Annotated in this window: 19 protein-coding genes, 1 pseudogene and 1 riboswitch; of the genes and pseudogenes, 4 read left to right on the top strand and 16 right to left on the bottom strand. The window is 60.4% G+C overall.

All coding sequences use genetic code 11. The features are described 5' to 3' along the window. Positions 1 to 14: 14 nt before the first annotated feature. The 3 genes and pseudogenes from AC1RZR_RS35140 to AC1RZR_RS35130 all read right to left on the bottom strand — a co-directional run bounded on the left by AC1RZR_RS35140 (position 15) and on the right by AC1RZR_RS35130 (position 1,601). On the bottom strand, positions 15 to 836 hold the full coding sequence (locus tag AC1RZR_RS35140) for a LysE family translocator (RefSeq protein WP_481829595.1): 822 nt from the start codon (positions 834 to 836) through the stop codon (positions 15 to 17). Continuing rightward, positions 757 to 936, bottom strand: a complete 180-nt coding sequence (locus AC1RZR_RS35135) for a glutaredoxin domain-containing protein (protein WP_136617751.1) — start codon at positions 934 to 936, stop codon at positions 757 to 759. The genes AC1RZR_RS35140 and AC1RZR_RS35135 overlap by 80 nt, the downstream gene beginning before the upstream one ends. Positions 937 to 957: 21 nt before the next feature. After that, positions 958 to 1,601: pseudogene (locus tag AC1RZR_RS35130) on the bottom strand (peroxiredoxin). A 269-nt stretch (positions 1,602 to 1,870) separates the two neighbouring features. On the opposite strand from AC1RZR_RS35130, the gene AC1RZR_RS35125 reads away from it, so the two are divergent. Beyond that, complete coding sequence (locus tag AC1RZR_RS35125) at positions 1,871 to 2,242, top strand: hypothetical protein (protein WP_481829261.1); 372 nt, start codon at positions 1,871 to 1,873, stop codon at positions 2,240 to 2,242. A 59-nt stretch (positions 2,243 to 2,301) separates the two neighbouring features. Here AC1RZR_RS35125 and AC1RZR_RS35120 read toward each other — a convergent pair whose 3' ends face one another. After that, positions 2,302 to 2,673: a transcriptional regulator gene (locus AC1RZR_RS35120; RefSeq protein ID WP_481829260.1), complete on the bottom strand. Its 372-nt coding sequence runs from the start codon at positions 2,671 to 2,673 to the stop codon at positions 2,302 to 2,304. Positions 2,674 to 3,352: 679 nt separating this feature from the next. Between AC1RZR_RS35120 and AC1RZR_RS35115 the strand changes: the two genes are divergently transcribed. Continuing rightward, on the top strand, positions 3,353 to 4,438 hold the full coding sequence (locus AC1RZR_RS35115; protein ID WP_136617721.1) for a cytochrome-c peroxidase: 1,086 nt from the start codon (positions 3,353 to 3,355) through the stop codon (positions 4,436 to 4,438). A 356-nt stretch (positions 4,439 to 4,794) separates the two neighbouring features. Here AC1RZR_RS35115 and AC1RZR_RS35110 read toward each other — a convergent pair whose 3' ends face one another. Continuing rightward, positions 4,795 to 4,962: a hypothetical protein gene (locus AC1RZR_RS35110; protein ID WP_481829259.1), complete on the bottom strand. Its 168-nt coding sequence runs from the start codon at positions 4,960 to 4,962 to the stop codon at positions 4,795 to 4,797. A gap of 88 nt (positions 4,963 to 5,050) precedes the next feature. Between AC1RZR_RS35110 and AC1RZR_RS35105 the strand changes: the two genes are divergently transcribed. After that, positions 5,051 to 5,737: a transposase gene (locus AC1RZR_RS35105; protein WP_481829258.1), complete on the top strand. Its 687-nt coding sequence runs from the start codon at positions 5,051 to 5,053 to the stop codon at positions 5,735 to 5,737. Positions 5,738 to 5,919: 182 nt separating this feature from the next. Beyond that, positions 5,920 to 6,036, bottom strand: a riboswitch (TPP riboswitch). A gap of 531 nt (positions 6,037 to 6,567) precedes the next feature. Here the strand turns inward: AC1RZR_RS35105 and AC1RZR_RS35100 are convergent. The 3 genes from AC1RZR_RS35100 to groES form a co-directional block, all read right to left on the bottom strand. After that, positions 6,568 to 8,061, bottom strand: a complete 1,494-nt coding sequence (locus tag AC1RZR_RS35100) for an NAD-dependent succinate-semialdehyde dehydrogenase (protein WP_481829257.1) — start codon at positions 8,059 to 8,061, stop codon at positions 6,568 to 6,570. A gap of 551 nt (positions 8,062 to 8,612) precedes the next feature. Next, on the bottom strand, positions 8,613 to 10,271 hold the full coding sequence (groL, locus tag AC1RZR_RS35095; RefSeq protein WP_481829256.1) for a chaperonin GroEL: 1,659 nt from the start codon (positions 10,269 to 10,271) through the stop codon (positions 8,613 to 8,615). A gap of 65 nt (positions 10,272 to 10,336) precedes the next feature. Then, a complete protein-coding gene (gene groES, locus AC1RZR_RS35090) occupies positions 10,337 to 10,633 on the bottom strand; it encodes a co-chaperone GroES (RefSeq protein ID WP_481829255.1) in 297 nt (98 codons plus the stop codon). Between the two features lie 1,087 nt (positions 10,634 to 11,720). On the opposite strand from groES, the gene AC1RZR_RS35085 reads away from it, so the two are divergent. Continuing rightward, complete coding sequence (locus tag AC1RZR_RS35085; RefSeq protein WP_481829254.1) at positions 11,721 to 11,900, top strand: hypothetical protein; 180 nt, start codon at positions 11,721 to 11,723, stop codon at positions 11,898 to 11,900. Positions 11,901 to 12,083: 183 nt separating this feature from the next. On the opposite strand, the gene panD is transcribed toward AC1RZR_RS35085, so the two are convergent. The 8 genes from panD to nadC all read right to left on the bottom strand — a co-directional run bounded on the left by panD (position 12,084) and on the right by nadC (position 19,003). Continuing rightward, positions 12,084 to 12,536, bottom strand: coding sequence for an aspartate 1-decarboxylase (panD, locus tag AC1RZR_RS35080; RefSeq protein ID WP_006333949.1), 453 nt, complete (start codon positions 12,534 to 12,536; stop codon positions 12,084 to 12,086). Between the two features lie 58 nt (positions 12,537 to 12,594). Then, on the bottom strand, positions 12,595 to 13,578 hold the full coding sequence (locus AC1RZR_RS35075) for a 3-oxopimeloyl-[acyl-carrier-protein] synthase BioZ (protein ID WP_481829253.1): 984 nt from the start codon (positions 13,576 to 13,578) through the stop codon (positions 12,595 to 12,597). Next, entirely contained in the window at positions 13,575 to 14,840 is a 1,266-nt protein-coding gene (locus AC1RZR_RS35070; protein ID WP_481829252.1) for an adenosylmethionine--8-amino-7-oxononanoate transaminase, read from the bottom strand. The genes AC1RZR_RS35075 and AC1RZR_RS35070 overlap by 4 nt, the downstream gene beginning before the upstream one ends. Then, positions 14,840 to 15,475, bottom strand: coding sequence for a dethiobiotin synthase (gene bioD / locus AC1RZR_RS35065; RefSeq protein ID WP_481829251.1), 636 nt, complete (start codon positions 15,473 to 15,475; stop codon positions 14,840 to 14,842). The genes AC1RZR_RS35070 and bioD overlap by 1 nt, the downstream gene beginning before the upstream one ends. A gap of 11 nt (positions 15,476 to 15,486) precedes the next feature. Continuing rightward, complete coding sequence (locus tag AC1RZR_RS35060; RefSeq protein WP_481829250.1) at positions 15,487 to 16,626, bottom strand: 8-amino-7-oxononanoate synthase; 1,140 nt, start codon at positions 16,624 to 16,626, stop codon at positions 15,487 to 15,489. Then, a complete protein-coding gene (gene bioB, locus AC1RZR_RS35055; RefSeq protein ID WP_481829249.1) occupies positions 16,623 to 17,618 on the bottom strand; it encodes a biotin synthase BioB in 996 nt (331 codons plus the stop codon). Before bioB ends, AC1RZR_RS35060 begins: the two co-directional genes overlap by 4 nt. A 145-nt stretch (positions 17,619 to 17,763) precedes the next feature. Further along, positions 17,764 to 18,111 (bottom strand): hypothetical protein, encoded by a 348-nt coding sequence (locus AC1RZR_RS35050; RefSeq protein WP_481829248.1) that lies wholly within the window; start codon positions 18,109 to 18,111, stop codon positions 17,764 to 17,766. Between the two features lie 10 nt (positions 18,112 to 18,121). Continuing rightward, positions 18,122 to 19,003, bottom strand: coding sequence for a carboxylating nicotinate-nucleotide diphosphorylase (nadC, locus tag AC1RZR_RS35045; RefSeq protein WP_006333929.1), 882 nt, complete (start codon positions 19,001 to 19,003; stop codon positions 18,122 to 18,124). Between the last annotated feature and the right edge of the window lies 1 nt (position 19,004).

Here is a 19,004-nt window from a genome sequence, read left to right as displayed (position 1 = left end):
GTGATCTGCCCCCTTCACCGCCCGGTGGCCAGATAGCCGCCGGCTTCCGTGATTGCGCGTTGAACCAAGGTGAGACCGGCGCCTGCGAAAAACAGCGCCGGTTCACCGTCAATCCAACGTTGCGCGTTGGCGTAGAGCCTCGACATGACCGGAAAGGAGAAAACGATCGCGTATCCGCTGAATATGATGACAGACAACACCGCATATCCGAGCAGGATGACGAAGGGCCTATAGGCTGGAGCCCCCGGCTGAAGCCCGAGAGAGATTGTAGCGACCCAGGCCATGACGGCTTTGGGGTTTGCCACATGGATCAGCACGCCCCGACGATTGAACATCCTAAACTCCGCGCGGGAGGGTTGAGTTTCGGCCAGCTTCGCCAGGTCCTTCCCCTGGAGGGCCGCCCGCAATGCAATCACCGCAAGATAGATGAGATAGGAACCGCCGACGACGATCTGGATGGCGTACAGCGTTTGAGGATAGGTCAGAAGCAATGCGGCCAGCCCTGTCGATGCGAGTGTCGCCCAGGTCCAGGAGATGGTGATCACCCCGGCGGCAAGTGCGAACGCTGCCGTACGGCCGCGGCTCATCGCTGTGCTCATGATCGCCATATTACTGGGCCTGGGCTCAAGGCGCCCAGGATGTAAGCTGCATAGGCCATGAGCAGGGAATGGAGAGGCGATACGTCCACGATCGATATCCTGGTGTTCGCGTGAGGAGCGCGATATGCGAGGGCCAGAGCAACGATTGCCTGCCCTATTAATTCGTCCGTGCGGCGAGAGGTTCGTCCAGGCGACCGGCCCGTTCGAGTTCTTGCAGTTCGTCGCCCCCGCCCACATGGGTTGAGCCAATGAAAATCTGCGGGACCGTCCGGCGGCCGCCGCTGCGGGCGACCATGACGTTCGCCGCTTCCGGATCGCGCTCAACGTCAAGCTCGATGAACGCAACGCGCTTTTTCGGTCAGGAGCGCCTTCGCGGCAGTGGGGGACAGTCCGGGGTGGTGTAGATCAGCACGCCCGACCTTTGCGCCGGAGCGGTGTTTTCTTGCAGCCAAGCGACGACTTCGGCCGCCGACCTGTTCGGCGGGAACACCGGATAGAAGACGTGTCAATCACCCCGTCCTTGATGACGAGGGTCAGCCGCTTGATCAGCCGCATGCCTTCCACGGTCATGGTTGGCAGGCGCAGCGCGTCAGTCAGCTTGAACTCGGCATCGCTCACGATCGGGAAGGCCAGGCCGAGCCGATCGGACAGCTCTTTCTGATATTCTGGGGTTTGCGTGCTCAATCTGTAGATCGTGACGCCGAAGGCGGCGAACACATCCTTTTCGGCCTGAAACGACAGGGTTTGCGGCGTGCATCCGCGCGCACCGGGAATGTCGTTCCAACCCGGCGGCAATTCGACCCCGGGAACCCCGGTCATCGGATAGGCATAGACGACGCGACCCGACAAGGCGGACAAGTCCACCAGTTCGCCGAAGGTCGTGCGGAGCGTCACGCTTGGCATTTGCATGCCGGCCAGATGATCGGCCTCGCCATCGTCCACCGGGGGTGGCAGGTTGTCGGGAAGGGAAAACGGATTGGCGGGGTGCTCGGGATTGGTCATGGGTTGGGTCTCCATTGCGATTACTTTCCCATGCGCTCAAAGTGAAGCCACATTGAAAGACTGAGCACTCCTGCTGACTTTGTCGTTTGGCGTTCTCCGCAGATGCTACAGGTTTCGACCAATTTATGTTTGCTTACCATTCCCAGCGGTGGGGTTGCTAAGAGTCTATGAATTTCTCTGAAGGATCTGTTGCAACGCCTGCACGCGGGTTGGCGGGGTGCTGATCAGGCAGCGAGACTGGCGAACTGCTTGGGCCAGGAGGGTTCGGATTGAAAGCGTATCTCGCTTGTCGTTGGCTCAAACCAGAGGATGCAGGGCTGCTGCCGCTCATTCGCCATTTGGTCGACGAGCAGTCCTTCTATGGCTATCGCCGCATCACCGCGCCAGCGCTCAGAATTCGCTCCCCGAGGGAGTTCATTCGGGCACAAACCCGGCCGCGGATCCGCTCAATCTCATCGTCTCTTCTCTGCAGCAAGGCTACCGGCGGCGAGAATGCGCTGACGCCAGAAGATGATTTGGGAATCATCCGTCCCGGCCGTCAGATGATCGTGACATTCTTCTGCTATTTGGACTTCCGCAGAGCGAATCGATTCCGTAGAAATAAGAATTCTGCCACCGCCCCGCCGCCGTATGGGTATTGATATACCCTTTGGATTTTGATCCGACCTGGCAGGCGGCGGGTAATCTTCAGAGGCCGACGTCAGGCAGCGTTCGGGATACCCGAGATTTCATCGAAGATACTCTCAGCCAAGCCAAGCGCCCGAGCGATCCGATCGCGATAGCCCTTGTCGAAACAATGGCCAGATTCGATCAGCCCGACCTCCTCGACTGTCAGACCGCTGGTCACGGCAATGTCCTCGGTCGAATAGCCAAGATGTTCCCGATATGCCTGAATTACGGGTTTTCCGTTTGAGATTGCGGTAAGCACTGCCTCGGGCAGCGCGAAAGGCGTTGCGGTCATTTTGCCTCCAAATGCAGAGAACGGCCATTCGATAACTCGAAACAAGCGGCGGCCGATGTTGAAATAGGATGCCGAAACAGCCCGAGCCGGCGGCATCCAAAATGCGATCACTCTCGAACGTGTGAGAGGCGCTACGCTAATATGGCGGCCGCCGCCGTTTAGATCAAGAACCTTGGCTCGCTTTACGAGGATTACTCCAGTGGCCACAATTCGACGACACAGTGCGCAGCGCCGTCATCACGCTCACATCGATGATTGCGCGGCCGCTTTAACGCCGTCGGCTTACGGCGCGATTGAGGAGCCGCGCGATCTGGCGGTCGGGCACTAGGCGCACCAGCTCGCGGACCAGCGTCAAAGTATCTGCGGGGCTGCCTAGCGATGCTGGCCGGCGGCGTTCATCTTGAGCTTCAATACCTTGTGGTCCCCTGCCGCCCATGCGGGAGGCCGGGTGCCCATCGGACAAGACGCTGAGGGACCAAACATCTCTCTGTTTCAGCCCGACTGTTGGCTGTCAGATCCGCGACACCGGAGTAGGGCTGCGCTTTGCTGCGAATTCGTTCAACCTATTGAATGATGACCAGAAAATCCCCCGGAGGTTCCTTCTGCTTAGTTGGCACGACTTTTGATGCTTCTCGAGAGGCGACAGGAGATACCGACTGGCGTTCATCGTGGGTGACATCGCGCGCAATGCAACGAAGGAAGACAATATGTCAGGTCCGCGTCAGATTCGATTTTATGCAAAGAGGATTGCCGCCTTTAGCGCAAGGCGTTCACGAACCGCATATCAACAATGGCTTCCGTGCAAAACGCAGGGAGATCACTTGTGAAAATCCTATTCACTACGGTGGCTGTCGCGTTGCCGGCCATCGCTTTTGCTGCGCAAACGATCCCCGTATACCTCAGAGAAACGGCACGGGCCACCTTCAAGGCTCTACCGTCCATCACGCCGACAGTCGCCAACAACCCGATCACACCGGAGAAGATAGCCCTGGGCAAGGCAATGTTCTTCGATCCACGCGTCTCGGCGTCAGGCGTCTTGTCGTGCAATTCGTGCCACAACTTGGCCACCGGGGGCGACGACAATCATGAAAGCTCGATCGGCCATGGTTGGCAGAAGGGACCGCGCAACGCGCCGACGGTACTGAACGCTGTCTTCAACATCGCGCAGTTCTGGGATGGTCGTGCTGAAGACCTGAAGGCTCAGGCCAAGGCACCGATCCAAGCCGCTGTCGAAATGGCCAACACACCAGGTCAACTCATCGCCACGCTCAAGTCGATGCCGCAATATGTCGAGTGGTTCAATTCAGCTTTCCCGGGCGAAGCCGATCGCGTCACCTTCGAAAACGTCGCCAGGGCAATCGAAGCCTTTGAGGCGACACTGGTCACACCGGCGCCCTTCGATGCCTTCCTCAACGGCGATGACGCCGCTATGACTTCCGAACAGAAACAGGGCCTGACGCTTTTCATGGACAAAGGCTGCTCGTCCTGCCACGGCGGTATCAACGTGGGTGGGGAGGGCTATTACCCATTCGGCCTCGTTGAAAAGCCCAGCACCGATGTCCTGCCGGAAAACGACAAAGGCCGATTTGCCGTCACCCATGAAGCCGACGATTCCTATGTTTTCCGCGTGGCGCCGTTGCGCAACGTAGCACTCACCGCGCCATACTTTCATTCGGGCAAGGTTTGGGATCTGAAACAGGCGGTCGCCATTATGGCGACCACCCAGCTCGGCCAAGAATTGACGGAAAAAGAAGTCGACCTGCTCGTTGCCTTCCTTAATTCGCTGACCGGAAAGGTACCGGAGATCGCCTATCCCGTCTTACCCGCCGAAACGCCGACAACGCCTCGACCTGTATTGCATATCCTCCCGCAATGATTGGCCGGAGCTGGCTAGGGAAGGTCGCAATCACGAATGATTGCGACCTTCACTGGGACGAGACGATCATGATTTCGAGGCCTATCCAACTGGACAGCGAGGTGGACTTTCATCTCCGAATTCAATTGAAACGCTAAGTGAAAACCTGACCCGTCGACGCCCACATGCGTCACGACAGCATGACCGCCTTGCCGGCCACGTCGATCAGACGCTCCGACTAGCCCACTGTGTCGTGATATGTCGCTGCATGCACCCCCCGCCTTAGATTCGCTGCCAAGCTCGTAACCACCTGATCGAGCCATCGCGGACAATATTCCGCGCGACGTTAGCGTGCGCTCAGCAGAAACCGAATGCCTTCAGATCCACCCCTTCAAAACGTGCTCGATGGCGTTGCGATGCGCGAGCAGCTGTTCCAGCTCTGCAAACGCACCGATATGAAAATAAAGCTGCGACAAGCCAGCGTGGCCCGAGCATTTGTCAATGCACACCGCAAGTGCCGCTTGCTCTCGGGCTATCTCATCCATATAGCTCGGCGCAACAGAGGAAGCGCTAGTTGTTCAGTCTTCGTCAGCCGCGACCCCCTGTGCAATTCGTTCTAACAAGGAAGAAACTATGAGGCGGCAGACCCGACCGTTCACTGTGGAGGTCAAACAAAAGCGCAATTATCAAAAACGGGGCCATTCGATCTGGAGCGATGTCGATCTCTCCGCGGCTATAGCCGATACAACAAGGGAGCTCAAAGATATGGATCTGCCAAATCGTCGGCTGATTGACTCTAATGTCATAGCCCTTGATGCTGAACACGCGCACAAACCGCGAGCGGAGTATCTCATGGCAAATCCCCTAGACGCTGAATCAGTAGAAACTGCAACCGAACACGCTCCCAAAGGAAGGACGCCTGAAACGAAGAAGAAAACCCCACCGTCGCGGAAGGCAAAGACTGAGCCTGGTCGCAAGGATGGCGCCAATACGGCGTCCCCGGCGAAGGAAGCAACAGCAACAGTAGCGGCCGTGCGGAGCGCCCGGAAGGTCTACTCCGGAAAAGAGCGCGCCCAAAAGCTCGCTCAGGTCGAGACGTCGATCAGCGGCGGCACCACTCTCAAGAGCGCCGTAAAGCAGGCCGGTATATCGGAACAGACCTATTATCACTGGAAGAAGGCCGCGGCGCCTAGATCCGATGGCGACGATCTGAAGGACCTGGTCGCCCTCGAGAAAGAAAACAAGCGATTGAAGAGCCTGCTCGCGGAACGCCTGCGCACAGAGAACGCGGAACTGAAGAGGAAGCTAGGGCTGCAATAAGGCTTCAGAAGATGCCGCCATTCGACCAGACGGTAGAACGTAATGAAGGCTCGCCGGCTGTCGGATGGGCGGAGATTTTGCGCACCAGCACCCTGATCTGCGGGTGGATGGCACCGGGCTTGTGGATTTTCCGCGAGGCGGGCACTTCGGCCTGCCTACTTACAAGGTTTTCGGGCATGGGACGCGCAACGCTCGCACCGTCCCTACGCCAGTATGAACTGAATCAGGTTCAATGGGTCACTGCGCCGCGAAAGCCAGCAGTATCTCAGCCCCTTGCCGGGACTCCCCTAGTGAATGCGCCAAATCGAGCGGGCGATCTGCCATCTTGTTAAGCGCATTCGGCTCGCGGCGGTCATCGGCGGCCGGTCGAACCCGAGGGACGCTCGCGCATGTGTCGGCGACAAACCAAGGTCCGGAAACAATGGGCGGATTAAGGGCACCGCCGTGCCGTCGGACTAAAGATCAATCCTTATGATGATCACGCCTTCAACCGCCACCAAAGGTTTGCCCGTGGATCGCCTCGATCCGCCCTCCCTCGTCATTGGTCAGCCCGGCGAATTCCTTATTGCAAGCACGGCTCGACAGCTGGCGAGCACGCCCCTGTGCTCGTTGATCTGGTCCAGTATCGCGGCCGAGACAGGAAAAACCACTCCCGGCGGATTGAAGCGGTACATGGCAAGCACGTGTCAATCAGGGATCGGTGAATGCGGTCGAAGGCAAGGATGACAGCATCACGGTTTTACGCTGGGCCTTGATCGAAGGCCACCATTCCATCGATGGCCGGGGCGGATTGTCAGGGCGAAGTCAATGGGATGCGGAATGCTGCGGGATTATAGCCCACCCATGCACAGGTACTTCATTTCGAGATAATCCTCGAGGCCGTGGCGCGACCCCTCACGACCGATCCCTGATTGCTTCATTCCGCCAAAGGGTGCGGCCTCGGAGGACATGCGTCCCGTATTGATGCCGACCATTCCGTATTCGAGGGCTTCAGCCACGCGCCACACACGCTTTAGATTGGAAGCGTAGAAGTAGGCTGCAAGACCGTAAATCGTGTCATTCGCCTCGCGCACTACCTGGTCGGGATCGTTGAAGCGGATGATGGGAGCCAGCGGTCCGAAGGTTTCTTCCTGAGCAACCCGCATTGTCCTTTCGACGTCGGTGATCACCGTGGGCTCGAAGAAGGTTCCCGATTCGCCGATACGGTTGCCACCGCAACGGATCTTCCCACCCTGCCGCACAGCATCGCGAATATGATCTTCAATCTTTGCAAGCGCGCACTTATCGATCAGGGGACCGATCGAAACTTCTGGCTCGAAACCGTCACCGACGCGCAATGCACTGACGCGCTTGGTGAATTTGTCGCAGAATTCATCATACACGCTGGACTGTACGTAAAGCCGATTGGCTGAAACGCAGGTTTGGCCGGCATTCCGAAACTTTGCCTGTAGCGCACCATCGACGGCAGCGTCGACGTCTGCATCATCAAAAACAATGAAAGGAGCGTTACCACCAAGTTCGAAGCTGGTTCTTTTGATCTGGTCCGAACACTGCCTCATGAGCAGCCGCCCGACCTCGGTCGACCCAGTGAAGCTGATCTTGCGGACCTTCGGGTTCGAGCAAAGTTCACGCCCAACCGCATCGCCTTCCGATGCGTAGATCAAGTTTAGAACGCCATCGGGAAAACCTGCCATCCGGGCAAGCATGAACATAGCACCCGCGACAAGCGGTGTTTGCTCCGCGGGTTTCAGAACAATCGCGCAGCCGGCGGCAAGCGCAGGCGAAATCTTGCGAGCCACCATCGAGGCGGGAAAATTCCAAGGAGTAATGGCGCCGACAACACCGATCGGCTGTTTGATTACCAGCATACGCCTGTCGTTAGAAGGCGGCGAAATCGTCTCGCCATAGATGCGATTGGCCTCCTCGGCATACCATTGGAGGTAGGCTGCGGCATGGGCGATTTCAGACTTCGCCTCTGCAAGCGGCTTACCCATTTCAGCCGTCAAAATGGCTGCAAGATCCTCGCTGTGGTCGAGGATCAGTTGGTGCCATTCCCATAAGATGTCGGAGCGCTCGCGCGCGGTGAGCGCCGCCCAATGTTCCTGCGCAGCTTCAGCCTTATCGATTGCCTTGGAAACGTCCCGGACATCCATATCTGGAAGCTCAGCCAACAGCTCGCCCGTTGAGGGATTGAACACCGAAAAACGCCTCGTGGATTGCTCCGCCTTCCGACCAGGCACACCGGCCAGATCGTCAAATAGCTCGGGATTTTTGAGACGTCTCGTCAGCGACTGTGTCACGGTCAAACCGTCGTCCCCCTTCATGGTTAAGTTACTAGCTTCGCAATGTACTAATAAGCACACCTTGTGCCAGATGATCGGACGAGATCGTTCCGGCCCTCCGTCATTGCAAGCGCAGCTTCCCGACTGATTAGCCCATAGCAATGACAGCCTCAATCACGAGTCGCGCTAAGGCTTTCGCTCCATAACAGGCAAGCGCGCGGATAGAGCTCGTGAAGAGCTGGCATAGGCGGAGTCGATCATCGAAATCGCCGACGTTGGCAACAGCACTGTGGTATCATTCTTTGAGCGGCTTCCACGGCCGCTCGTATCAGGCATATCGAAAACCGACCGCCATGGTCGAACGTGCCATCGATGTAGTGGCTTGAGCGCTGCTAAGTCTTGATAGTCGCGCACAAAGCCATGTTTGTTCAGTTCGCCACCCGAAAGCTCCACTGCGACGATGCAGTGTGGCCGTGTAGGCGCGCGCACTACAATATCACGCGAGCCCAACCTTTTCCGACCGGCTCCGTCCCAAAAAAAGGGGGCGGCGTCGCTGCCGCCCTCTCGGTATCCGAAAGCTGATAGAGGCTAGATTAGAAGTCCATGCCGCCCATGCCGCCCATGCCGCCGCCGCCCATGCCGCCAGGCATGCCGCCGCCGCCAGCCGACTCCTTCTTCGGAGCCTCCGCGATCATGGCTTCGGTGGTGACGAGCAGGCCGGCGACCGAGGCCGCGTCCTGGAGAGCCGTGCGCACGACCTTGACCGGATCGACGATGCCCATGGCGATCATGTCGCCATATTCGCCGGTCTGGGCGTTGAAACCGAAGGTCGCGCCCTTGTTCTCAAGGATCTTGCCGGCAACGATCGAGGCTTCCGCACCGGCGTTCGAGGCGATCTGGCGGGCCGGAGCCTGCAGAGCGCGACGCACGATGTTGATGCCGGCGGTCTGGTCGGAGTTGGCGCCGACAGCGTTGATGCTAAGCGAAGCGCGCAGCAGGGCAACGCCGCCGCCGGGAACGATGCCTTCTTCGACGGCCGCACGGGTCGCGTTGAGGGCGTCATCGACGCGGTCCTTCTTTTCCTTGACTTCGACTTCCGTCGCACCGCCGACGCGGATCACCGCAACGCCGCCCGCGAGCTTCGCGAGACGTTCCTGCAGCTTCTCCTTGTCGTAGTCCGACGTGGTCTCTTCGATCTGCTGCTTGATCTGGGCAACGCGGCCCTGGATCTCTTCCTTCTTGCCGGCGCCGTCGACGATGGTGGTGTTCTCCTTGGAGATCGACACCTTCTTGGCGCGGCCGAGCATGTTGAGGCCGACGTTCTCGAGCTTGATGCCGAGGTCTTCGGAGATGACCTGGCCACCGGTCAGGATGGCGATGTCTTCCAGCATGGCCTTGCGGCGATCACCGAAGCCCGGAGCCTTGACGGCGGCGATCTTCAGGCCGCCACGCAGCTTGTTGACGACCAGCGTGGCCAGAGCCTCGCCTTCGACGTCTTCCGAGATGATGAGCAGCGGCTTGGAGGTCTGCACGACGGCTTCGAGAACCGGCAGCATGGCCTGGAGGTTGGAGAGCTTCTTCTCGTGCAGGAGGATGTAGACGTCCTCGAGATCGGCAACCATCTTGTCGGCGTTGGTGACGAAGTAGGGCGAGAGATAGCCGCGGTCGAACTGCATGCCTTCGACGACTTCCAGTTCCGTCTCGGCGGTCTTGGCTTCCTCGACCGTGATGACGCCTTCATTGCCGACCTTCTGCATCGCTTCCGCGATCATCTTGCCGACCGACTCGTCGCCATTGCCGGCGATCGTGCCGACCTGGGCAACCTCTTCCGAGGTCTTGATCTTCTTGGCGTTCTTGATCAGCGTCGCGACGACGTCGGTCACGGCCAGATCGATGCCGCGCTTCAGGTCCATCGGGTTCATGCCAGCGGCAACCGCCTTGTGGCCTTCCTGGACGATCGACTGTGCCAGAACGGTCGCGGTCGTGGTGCCGTCGCCGGCGATGTCGTTGGTCTTCGACGCGACTTCGCGGATCATTTGCGCGCCCATGTTCTCGAACTTGTCGGAAAGTTCGATTTCCTTGGCGACGGTGACGCCGTCCTTGGTGATGCGCGGGGCGCCGAACGACTTGTCGATGACGACGTTGCGGCCCTTGGGGCCGAGCGTGACCTTCACCGCGTCGGCGAGGATGTTGATGCCGTGAAGCATGCGTTCGCGGGCATCACGGGAGAATTTTACGTCTTTGGCAACCATGTTTAACTCCTGGGCATTTCGCCCGAAATTCAGATTGGATGGTGTGGATGAAGGGCGGCGGCGTGTCAGCCGATGATGCCCATGATGTCGGCTTCCTTCATGATCAGAAGGTCTTCGCCATTGAGCTTGACTTCGGTGCCCGACCACTTGCCGAACAGGACGCGGTCGCCGGCCTTGACGTCCAGCGGGACGAGCTTGCCAGCTTCGTCGCGGGCGCCCGAGCCGACAGCGATGATCTCGCCTTCCTGCGGCTTTTCCTTAGCCGTATCGGGGATGATGATCCCGCCCGCGGTCTTGGATTCGGATTCGACCCGACGAACGACCACGCGGTCATGAAGCGGCCGGAACTTCGACTTTGCCATTTTTTCTTCCTCGATGAGAACGTGAGAAAAGCGTCCGGCGACGCCGGATAACTTACAAAGCTCGGCTATGCCGGCCTGCGGTTAGCACTCACCAAGGGCGAGCGCTAACAATGCGACGAGATAAGCCCTAGGCTGGGGCTAGTCAAGACAAGAGGGTGGGCGATCACGATTTTCCGGACGATGCAGCCCTGAAAGAGTCGAGCCAATCGATGGTGTTCGGAGGCTCGACCCACAGGATGAATCCACCCTGCGGATCGGTAACCATTGTGCCTTCCGCGAACTGCCAGCGCGCTTCGTCGCACCGTAGAGAGCGAGGTGAGGGGCTGAGCATTTGGTAGCGCCGAGACGTGCCGAGCTTTTGCGTAGAGTGGCCATGCGGGATGTCTCCTTTAGCATCATCTCCCGCACCAGAGGCTTGCCCGTTCATCGGACTGTATTTCTATCCACAGGGTGGATTATCTCATCGAAACAAACGATTTTATCAATCTTCCGGAATCTCGCGTTTGACGTCAGCACCTCACACGCCCTGATCGCCCGCTCCCCTCACCAGAGCGGCAGATTTTTTGCAGAGGTACTCGGACTGAATACGCGTTCCCATTCACGTTAGTTGTGGATAACAAGGCTGAATTAACATGCAAAATCTGCGCATCTAAATCGATTTGAGCACTCACGGACGTTGCGGACCAGAATCGCCGTCACCCTGAAATCGACAAGGCATCGGCTATCCCAAAATCGGGGCTTGACGTTACGTAAGGTCCTATGTTTTCCGATGTGCGGGAACGACTTCCAGTCTCAGCCCAAGGGCAACGAAAATGAGGGGCAGCAATGGTGGCTGGCGAACCTAATGACGTGCGGGTCAAGCGTTGTAGTGGGGGATGGGTTGTTCATATTGTCGAGGACGGCAAACTGACAGTTCTTCGGTTCAAGACACAGTTTCCCGCCGAAAATTACGCCGATGGCCAACGAGCCAGGCTCGGTCTTGCTGCCAAGCCACCGATCGACGAACCTGATATGTAACGCGATCAGGCGTCGGATGGCTGGCGAGCCTTGGCGCCGACGGGAAACACTTTGCCGAAGGCCCACCTCAATGCTGCTTGCGGCCGTTCGGCTAGCCATATTCGCGATGATGGTTGGCACCGCTGCCGATGCGGAAGACGGTGGCCTGCTTGATCGACACGGCGGCAAAGATCATGAAAGCCAGGTGTCAAGGACCCAGCCGGGGCGCTTGAGAAAGCAGAAAGAATTTGCAAGCCGCCACCGCAAGTAACCTGAGACAAGGGTCAGACATGCAAACCGCTGTTCGCGGATCAGCAGCTGCGAGACATTGCGCCATCCCACGAAGGCCCACGGTGCCCAAGGCGCAGTGGGCATCGGCCTTTTTCAGCAACTTCGTCGAGTCTTAGACCAGACGCTCTTCAGTGCCCAGGCTCGCACATCTGCGGAGCGCGGCTCACGCCCCGGAGACCAAGGCTGGAATTGCCAAAGCTTCATTCGCCTCATCAAGGATCGAGAAACTGTAACGGCCGTCTGTGTCAAGATCGACGGAGTAGCTCAGGCGGTCGAGTATGTAGTTATCCTGGTCGAACGTGACGATGCGCGGCTTCAGCGAGGTGATATGCGCTTCGTCCAGGTAGATGGAGTTGCAGACGATAATTGGGTCGTCGGGCTGACAGGTGCGAGCCGCCGCTCCGTTGAGGATGCAGCACCGTGAACCGCGCTCGCCGAGGATGACATAGGTCGAAATCCGCGCACCGGAATTCTTGTTCCATATCTCCACGAATTCCATCGGCAGGATCCCGGCCGCCTCGCAGTGGTCGGGGTCGAGCGTTATCGAACCATGGTAGTTGAGGTTCGCTTCGGTGACGTGGATGCCGTGCAGCTTGCCGGCGACTAGTTTTCGCATTGGTCGTTGTCCCTGTATTCATCGTTCAAGGTCAGTCTTGGCAGTTCGGTTCGCGCGGCTAAATTCCAACGACGATCGCACCGCCGCTAAGACCCGCACCCGCGGCCGCCAGAAGAACCTTCTCCCCCGGCCGGAACGGCGCCGCCCGATGGGCGAGCGACAGCGAGAGCGGGATCGTCGCGGCGGAAGAGTTGCCATACTCGGCGATCGTCTTGACGATCGCTTCATCGGCGATGCCGAGGTTTCGCCCGACCGCATCGAAAATGCGGGCATTGGCCTGGTGCGGCACAAACCGATCGATGTCCTGTGGTCGCACTCCGGCAACGGCAAGCGCGCTTGTAGAGCAATCGGTCATCATCTCAACAGCTTTGGCGAACACTTCGCGTCCGTCGGTCATCGTCATCCGAGTTTGCCCGAGATCCAGATCGTCATGGAATGGGATGCTGCTTCCGCCGGCCGGGATCTGGATCAGCCCGTAGCGCGAGCCGTCCGAATCCACCGAGGCACCGAGAATGCCCCGATCCGGGTCCTCGCACGGACCAATCACCAGGGCGCCGGCGGCATCGGCGAAAAGGACCGAACTGGCGCGTTCGGCCGGATTGATACGGCGGCTGAGGATATTGGCGGCAATGACAAGGGCCGCCTTGCCGTGCAGGCGGGTAAATCCGTCCGCGAACATCAGCGCATAGATGAAGCCGGCGCAGGCGCCGGTCAGATCGACCGCACCGGCGCGGCTCAGTCCCAGCTGATGCGCGACCAGCGGCGCGCTGGGCGGCAGAAGATGGTCGGGCGTCGAGGTGGCAAGCAACAGCAGCCCTATGTCGCTGCGGTCAATACCGGCGTTCGCCAGCGCCATGTCGCCAGCCTGCGTGGCAAGACCAGACAGCGTGTCTTGGTCCGTTGCCCAGAAGCGCGAGCGTATCCCGGTGCGCCGCTCGATCCAGCCGGGTTCTAGCCCGAGACGGTTTTCGATTTCCGGGTTCTCGACCTTGCGCGACGGCGCATGATGACCAAACCCGAGGACGCGCGACGATCGGCTCATGGCTTTGTGCCGAAGCGTTCGCCGGCCTCCTCGATGGCGTCATGGAGCCCGTCCAATTCCTCGCCGGTGATGCAATAGGGCGGCAGAAGATAGAGGACATTGCCGAGCGGGCGCACCAGCAGTCCGCGCTCGAGGAAAAAAGCGCGCAGTTTTGGCCCGATCTCGGCCAGATAGCCGGCTGAGCCGGCGTGCAGATCGAGGGCCGCGATCGTGCCGGTCACCCGACTGTCGGTGAAGTTGGCATTGTCGCGAAAGCGTTGCAGCCCGGCGGCCTGCTTCGCGCTCAAGGTCGCGATCCGTTCGGCCACCGGCTCGTCGCGCCAGATCTCGACATTGGCGAGTGCTGCCGCGCAGGCAATCGGATTGGCGGTGTATGAGCTCGAATGAAAGAAGGTTTTCTTACGGTCTTCGGAATAATGGGCCTGGAAGATGGCATCGGTGGCGAGCGTGGCGGCTAGCGGGATCACGCCGCCGGTCAGACCTTTGGAGGTGCACAGGATATCAGGAGAGATCGATGCCTGCTCGCAGGCGAACATGGTTCCGGTGCGCCCCCAGCCGGTCATCACCTCGTCGGCGATCAGCAGCGTGCCAGAGGCCTCGGCGATCTTCTTCAATTCGGTGAGAACCCAGGCCGGATACATCAGCATGCCGCCGGCGCCAAGCACGAGCGGCTCGACGATCAGCGCGGCCGCGCGCCGGTCACGGCTGACGGCCTCGAACCGATCCAACGTCTCCTGTTCTCGCCCAGCGGCTGGGAAGGGAATGGTGTCGACCTCGAACAGCAGCGGCTCGTAGGCGGCGTTGAACACGCCGCGGGCGCCGACGCTCATCGTGCCGATTGTGTCGCCATGGTAGCTGCGCTCCATGACGACGATGCGCGAGCGCGGCGCGCCGATGTTGCGGAAATAGCCGAGCGCCATCTTCAGCGCGACTTCGACGCAGGTCGAGCCGCTGTCGGAATAGAACACCCAATCGAGACCGGTGGGAGCGAGCCCGACAAGCGCCCTGGCCAAGCGTTCGGCCGGCTCGTGGGTAAAGCCAGCGAAGATGATCTGATCGAGGCTTGCCGCAGTCGTCTCGATGGCCTTCATTATGCGGGGATGGCGGTGACCATGGGTGACGACCCACCAGGAGGAAATGGCATCCAGAATGCGCGTGCCGTCGGCCTTGTAGAGGTAAGCGCCTTCCGTCCGGACGATTTCAGGGATGGCGGGCTCGAGCGCGTGCTGGGTGAACGGATGCCACACATGGGACTGCGACATCATTCGCCTCCTACGATCGCTGTGAGATCGAAGCCGGCAACCATCGCTTCCCTCAGCGTCTCATTCGTCAGCGGATCGAGCAGCGGCAGTCTTCCAAGCTGGCGCACGCCGCTGAATTCCACGATTGTTCTCTGCGTATCGGCCACCTCCTCGCCGATGAAGGCGATGCCGATGAGCGGGATGGAGCGGGCTCGCAACGCCTCGATCGACAGCAGGGTGTGGTTGATTGTGCCGAGCGTGGTACGGGCGCATAGGATGACCGGCATCCGCCACTGAGCGAATATGTCGATGAATTTGGTGCGCCGGTTGAGCGGCACCATCAGTCCCCCGGCACCTTCGATGACGATCGGACCCGGCAAGTCCGGAAGCGAGAGTTTTGCGACGTCTATCGCGACGCCGTCGAGTTCGGCTGAACGATGCGGCGACAGCGGCTCCTTCAGGCGATACACTTCGGGCAGCACGCGTCCTTTCGGCAGGCCGGCGAGCCGTTCCACAACCTCGCTGTCGGTTTCGCCGTCGAGGCCCGATTGCACCGGCTTCCAGTAGAAGCCGTCGAGCAGGCCGGCCAATCCCGCCGAAAACACCGTCTTGCCGATGCCGGTATCCGTTCCGGTGATGACAATGCGCTTGGTCATGTCGCCTCCGATCATGTTTGGGCCAACACCTCAACGAGCGCCTCGACCATCGCTGAAATGTCGGCTTCGTCGACGTTGAGCGTCAGCGAAATGCGCAGTCGCGATGTGCCCTCGGGTACGGTGGGCGGACGAATGCCGCGTATGTCGAAGCCGCGCGTCTGCAGCGCCGCCGCCACCGCCATGGTGCGCCTGACGTCGCCGATGACAAAGGGCTGGATCTGCGAGCCGCTGGGCTTCACGCCGCAGCGCTCGGCCAATTGGCGGCCCGCGAAGGCTACGCGCTCCTGCAGCTGGACACGGCGTTGGGGCTCGTCGGACAGCATGGCCAGCGCTTCGCGCACTGCCACCGCCATCAGAGGCGACGGCGCGGTGGCGTAGATGAATGGCCGGCAGCGGTTGACGAGATAGTCGCATAGCGTTCCCGGCCCGGTGACGAGTGCGCCGGACGCGCCGAGCGCCTTGCCGCATGTGTGGAGGGCGACGATGTTGTCGCGGCCCTCGAAAGCGGCGGCCAGCCCGCGGCCGTCGGGTCCCCAGATGCCGGTGGCATGCGCTTCGTCGACGACGAGGAATGCCTCGTGCCGATCGGCAAGCGCGACCAGGCTCTCCATCGGCGCGCAGTCGCCATCCATGCTGTAGAGGCTTTCGACCGCGATCCAGACGCGCCCCATGCCGCCTTCGGCGCGCCAGCGGGTGATCGCATCTTCGACAGCATCGACGTCGTTATGTGCGGCGAGCTTGAACTCGGCGCGGCCAGCGCGGGCGCCCTCATGCATGCTGGCATGGGCGAGTTCGTCGAGGACGAGCAGGTCGCCCTTCTGCGGCAGCGCGGTCAGGAGAGCGAAGTTGGCGATGTAGCCGCTGCCGAAGAACAGCGCGCGGTCGGTCCCGAAGAACGCCGCTGCGTCCGCCTCCAATTGCTCATGCTCCGGCGCGTTGCCTCGCAACAACCGCGATCCGGTGGCGCCGACCGGCGTGCCCCGCGCAATCGCCGCCGCAACCGCATCGCCAAGCCGTTTGGAAGCGGCAAGTCCGAGATAGTCGTTCGACGAGAAGTCGAGACCGGCGCGCGGCGACAGCGTCCGCAGCCGGTCCTTGCGCGCCAGTCCCTGCAAGGTCGCGTCATAGCGGGCAAGCGGTGCCCCGTTCATTGCGCCTCAAGTTCCATAGGCTCGATGCCGAGGCGCCGGAACAGCAGAATATCCTTGTCTTCGCCGGGATTGTCCGCCGTCAGCAGCGTGTCGCCGACGAAGATCGAATTGGCGCCGGCAAAGAAGCACAGTGCCTGCATCTCGTCGGTCATGGCGGTGCGGCCGGCGGAAAGACGCACATGCGATTTCGGCATCATGATGCGCGCCAGCGCGATCACGCGCACGAATTCGATCGGCTCGATGGGTTTGGCCTCGGCCAGCGGGGTGCCCTCGATCGGGATCAGCATGTTGATCGGAACGCTTTCGGGATGCTCCGGCAGGTTGGCCAGCGTCACCAGCATGTCGATCCGGTCCACCGGCTCTTCGCCCATGCCGACAATGCCGCCGCAACAGACCTTAATGCCGCGGTCGCGGACATTGGCGAGCGTATCCAGCCGGTCGGCAAACGTGCGGGTCGAGATGATCTCTGAGTAATAGCGCTCGGAGGTGTCGATGTTGTGGTTGTAGTAGTCGAGACCGGCCTGTTTCAGACGAGCGGCCTGCTCAGGGTCGAGCATGCCGAGCGTCATGCAGGTCTCCATGCCGAGTGCCTTGACACCCTCGACCATCGCCACCACCGCGTCCATGTCGCGCGCCTTCGGGTTTCGCCAGGCAGCGCCCATGCAATAGCGGGTGGCGCCGGCGTCACGCGCCTTGGTCGCCTCGGCGATGACGCGCCGGACCTCCATCAGCTTTGACGCCTTCAACCCGCTTTCGTGATGTGCCGATTGGCTGCAATAGCCGCAATCCTCCGGGCATCCGCCTGTCTTGATGCTGAGAAGCCGGCTCAGCTGGACCTTGTTGGGATCGAAATTCTGCCGGTGAACGGTCTGCGCCTGAAACAAAAGGTCGTTGAATGGCGCGTCGTGGAGCGCTTGGGCTTCCTCTCGCGTCCAAGGGGGAAGCGCCCAACCGATTGGATCCGAGGTCAGGTCTGGGCTGAGTTCGTTCATAAGGTCTTGTTCTCCATAATCTTCCGTCCTTGACCTGGAGCGTTGCAGTGGATGCTGAAGACAAGGCGCATGCCAACGGGAAGTCTTCTATCGAAACGCGACTGGTGGCGCTCTTGAGCGGACTCTCCAACTGCTGCCCGCAGGCTCAACTGACGTCATCCGTGGGGATTACGGTTTCCGTTATTTTACTCTGAGCACAGGAATGCTCCTTTCTGATCGCGTCGCAGGATTCGGTGAAGGCGACGTCCAGCAGATAACCCAGAAGTTCCAGCCCGTGAGAGGCCGCCAACTGGCGCATCTCGTCGAGTTGGCAGATGATGACGCCAAGGGCTGCGACGCGGCTTTCTGTGCCTTGCTGGTCCGTCCCTCCCGCCTCCGTTGTTGAAGCGTGTCGCCTGGCGCCGAGAAGGCTTGCGTCGGCTGTTGGTGGAACCGGGGACGTGCTGACGCAGGTTAGCCTGCGACCAAAGGAGTTCCTGCGATCCCGGTTCATGTCCTCTCCATCAGTTCAGATGCCTGTTGCAATTTCGGTCGGCCGGCATGTCGAGACCAATGTCGAGGATGGGCGCGCTGTGGGTAAGCCAGCCGACCGATATGAGGTCGACGCCGGTCGCCGCAATTGCCGGGGCGCTCGCCCGCGTTACCCGGCCCGAAGCCTCGGTGATCGCGCGGCCACCGACCATAGCCACAGCCTGCGCAAGGTCCTCGACCGACATGTTGTCGAGGAGCACGGCGTCGACGCCCGCTGTAAGCGCGATCTCCAACTGGTCCAGCCTGTCGACCTCGACCTCGATCTTGACCATGTGACCTATGGCGCTACGCGCCCGCTCGATTGCGGTGCGGATATCGCCGGCAATGGCGATGTGGTTGTCCTTGATCAGCACGGCGTCGTCGAGCGCGAAGCGGTGATTGGCACCGCCGCCCGCTCGTACCGCATACTTTTCCAGGACACGCAGGCCGGGCGTCGTTTTGCGTGTGCACACGATTTTTGCGTTATGGCCCCTCACCGCGTTTACGAGCGTAGCCGTTGCCGTCGCGATGCCGCTGAGTTTGCATAAGAAATTGAGCGCCGTCCGCTCCGCCGTCAGCAGGCTGCGCGCCGGCCCGTTTACGATCGCGATGGTCTGGCCGGCCGAAACCTTGCCGCCCTCAGGACACCGCAGCTGGATGCTGATCCCGGGATCGACCAGCAGGAAGGCAAACATGACCAAGTCGAGCCCGGCAACAACGCCTGCCTGCCGGGCATTCAACGCCAGCGTCGCTTTGCAATCGGCGGGGATGATCGCATCGCTCGTGATGTCGCCGGCTCTGCCCAGGTCTTCAAGCAGGGCACAACGAACGATGGGCTCCATGATGATCTGGGGAAGTGGTGCAAGTGAAGTCATG

It is taken from the genome of Mesorhizobium bavaricum (assembly GCF_056781655.1).
Note: the sequence above shows the minus strand (reverse complement) of the source record. Positions and strands in the feature narration are given on the sequence as shown.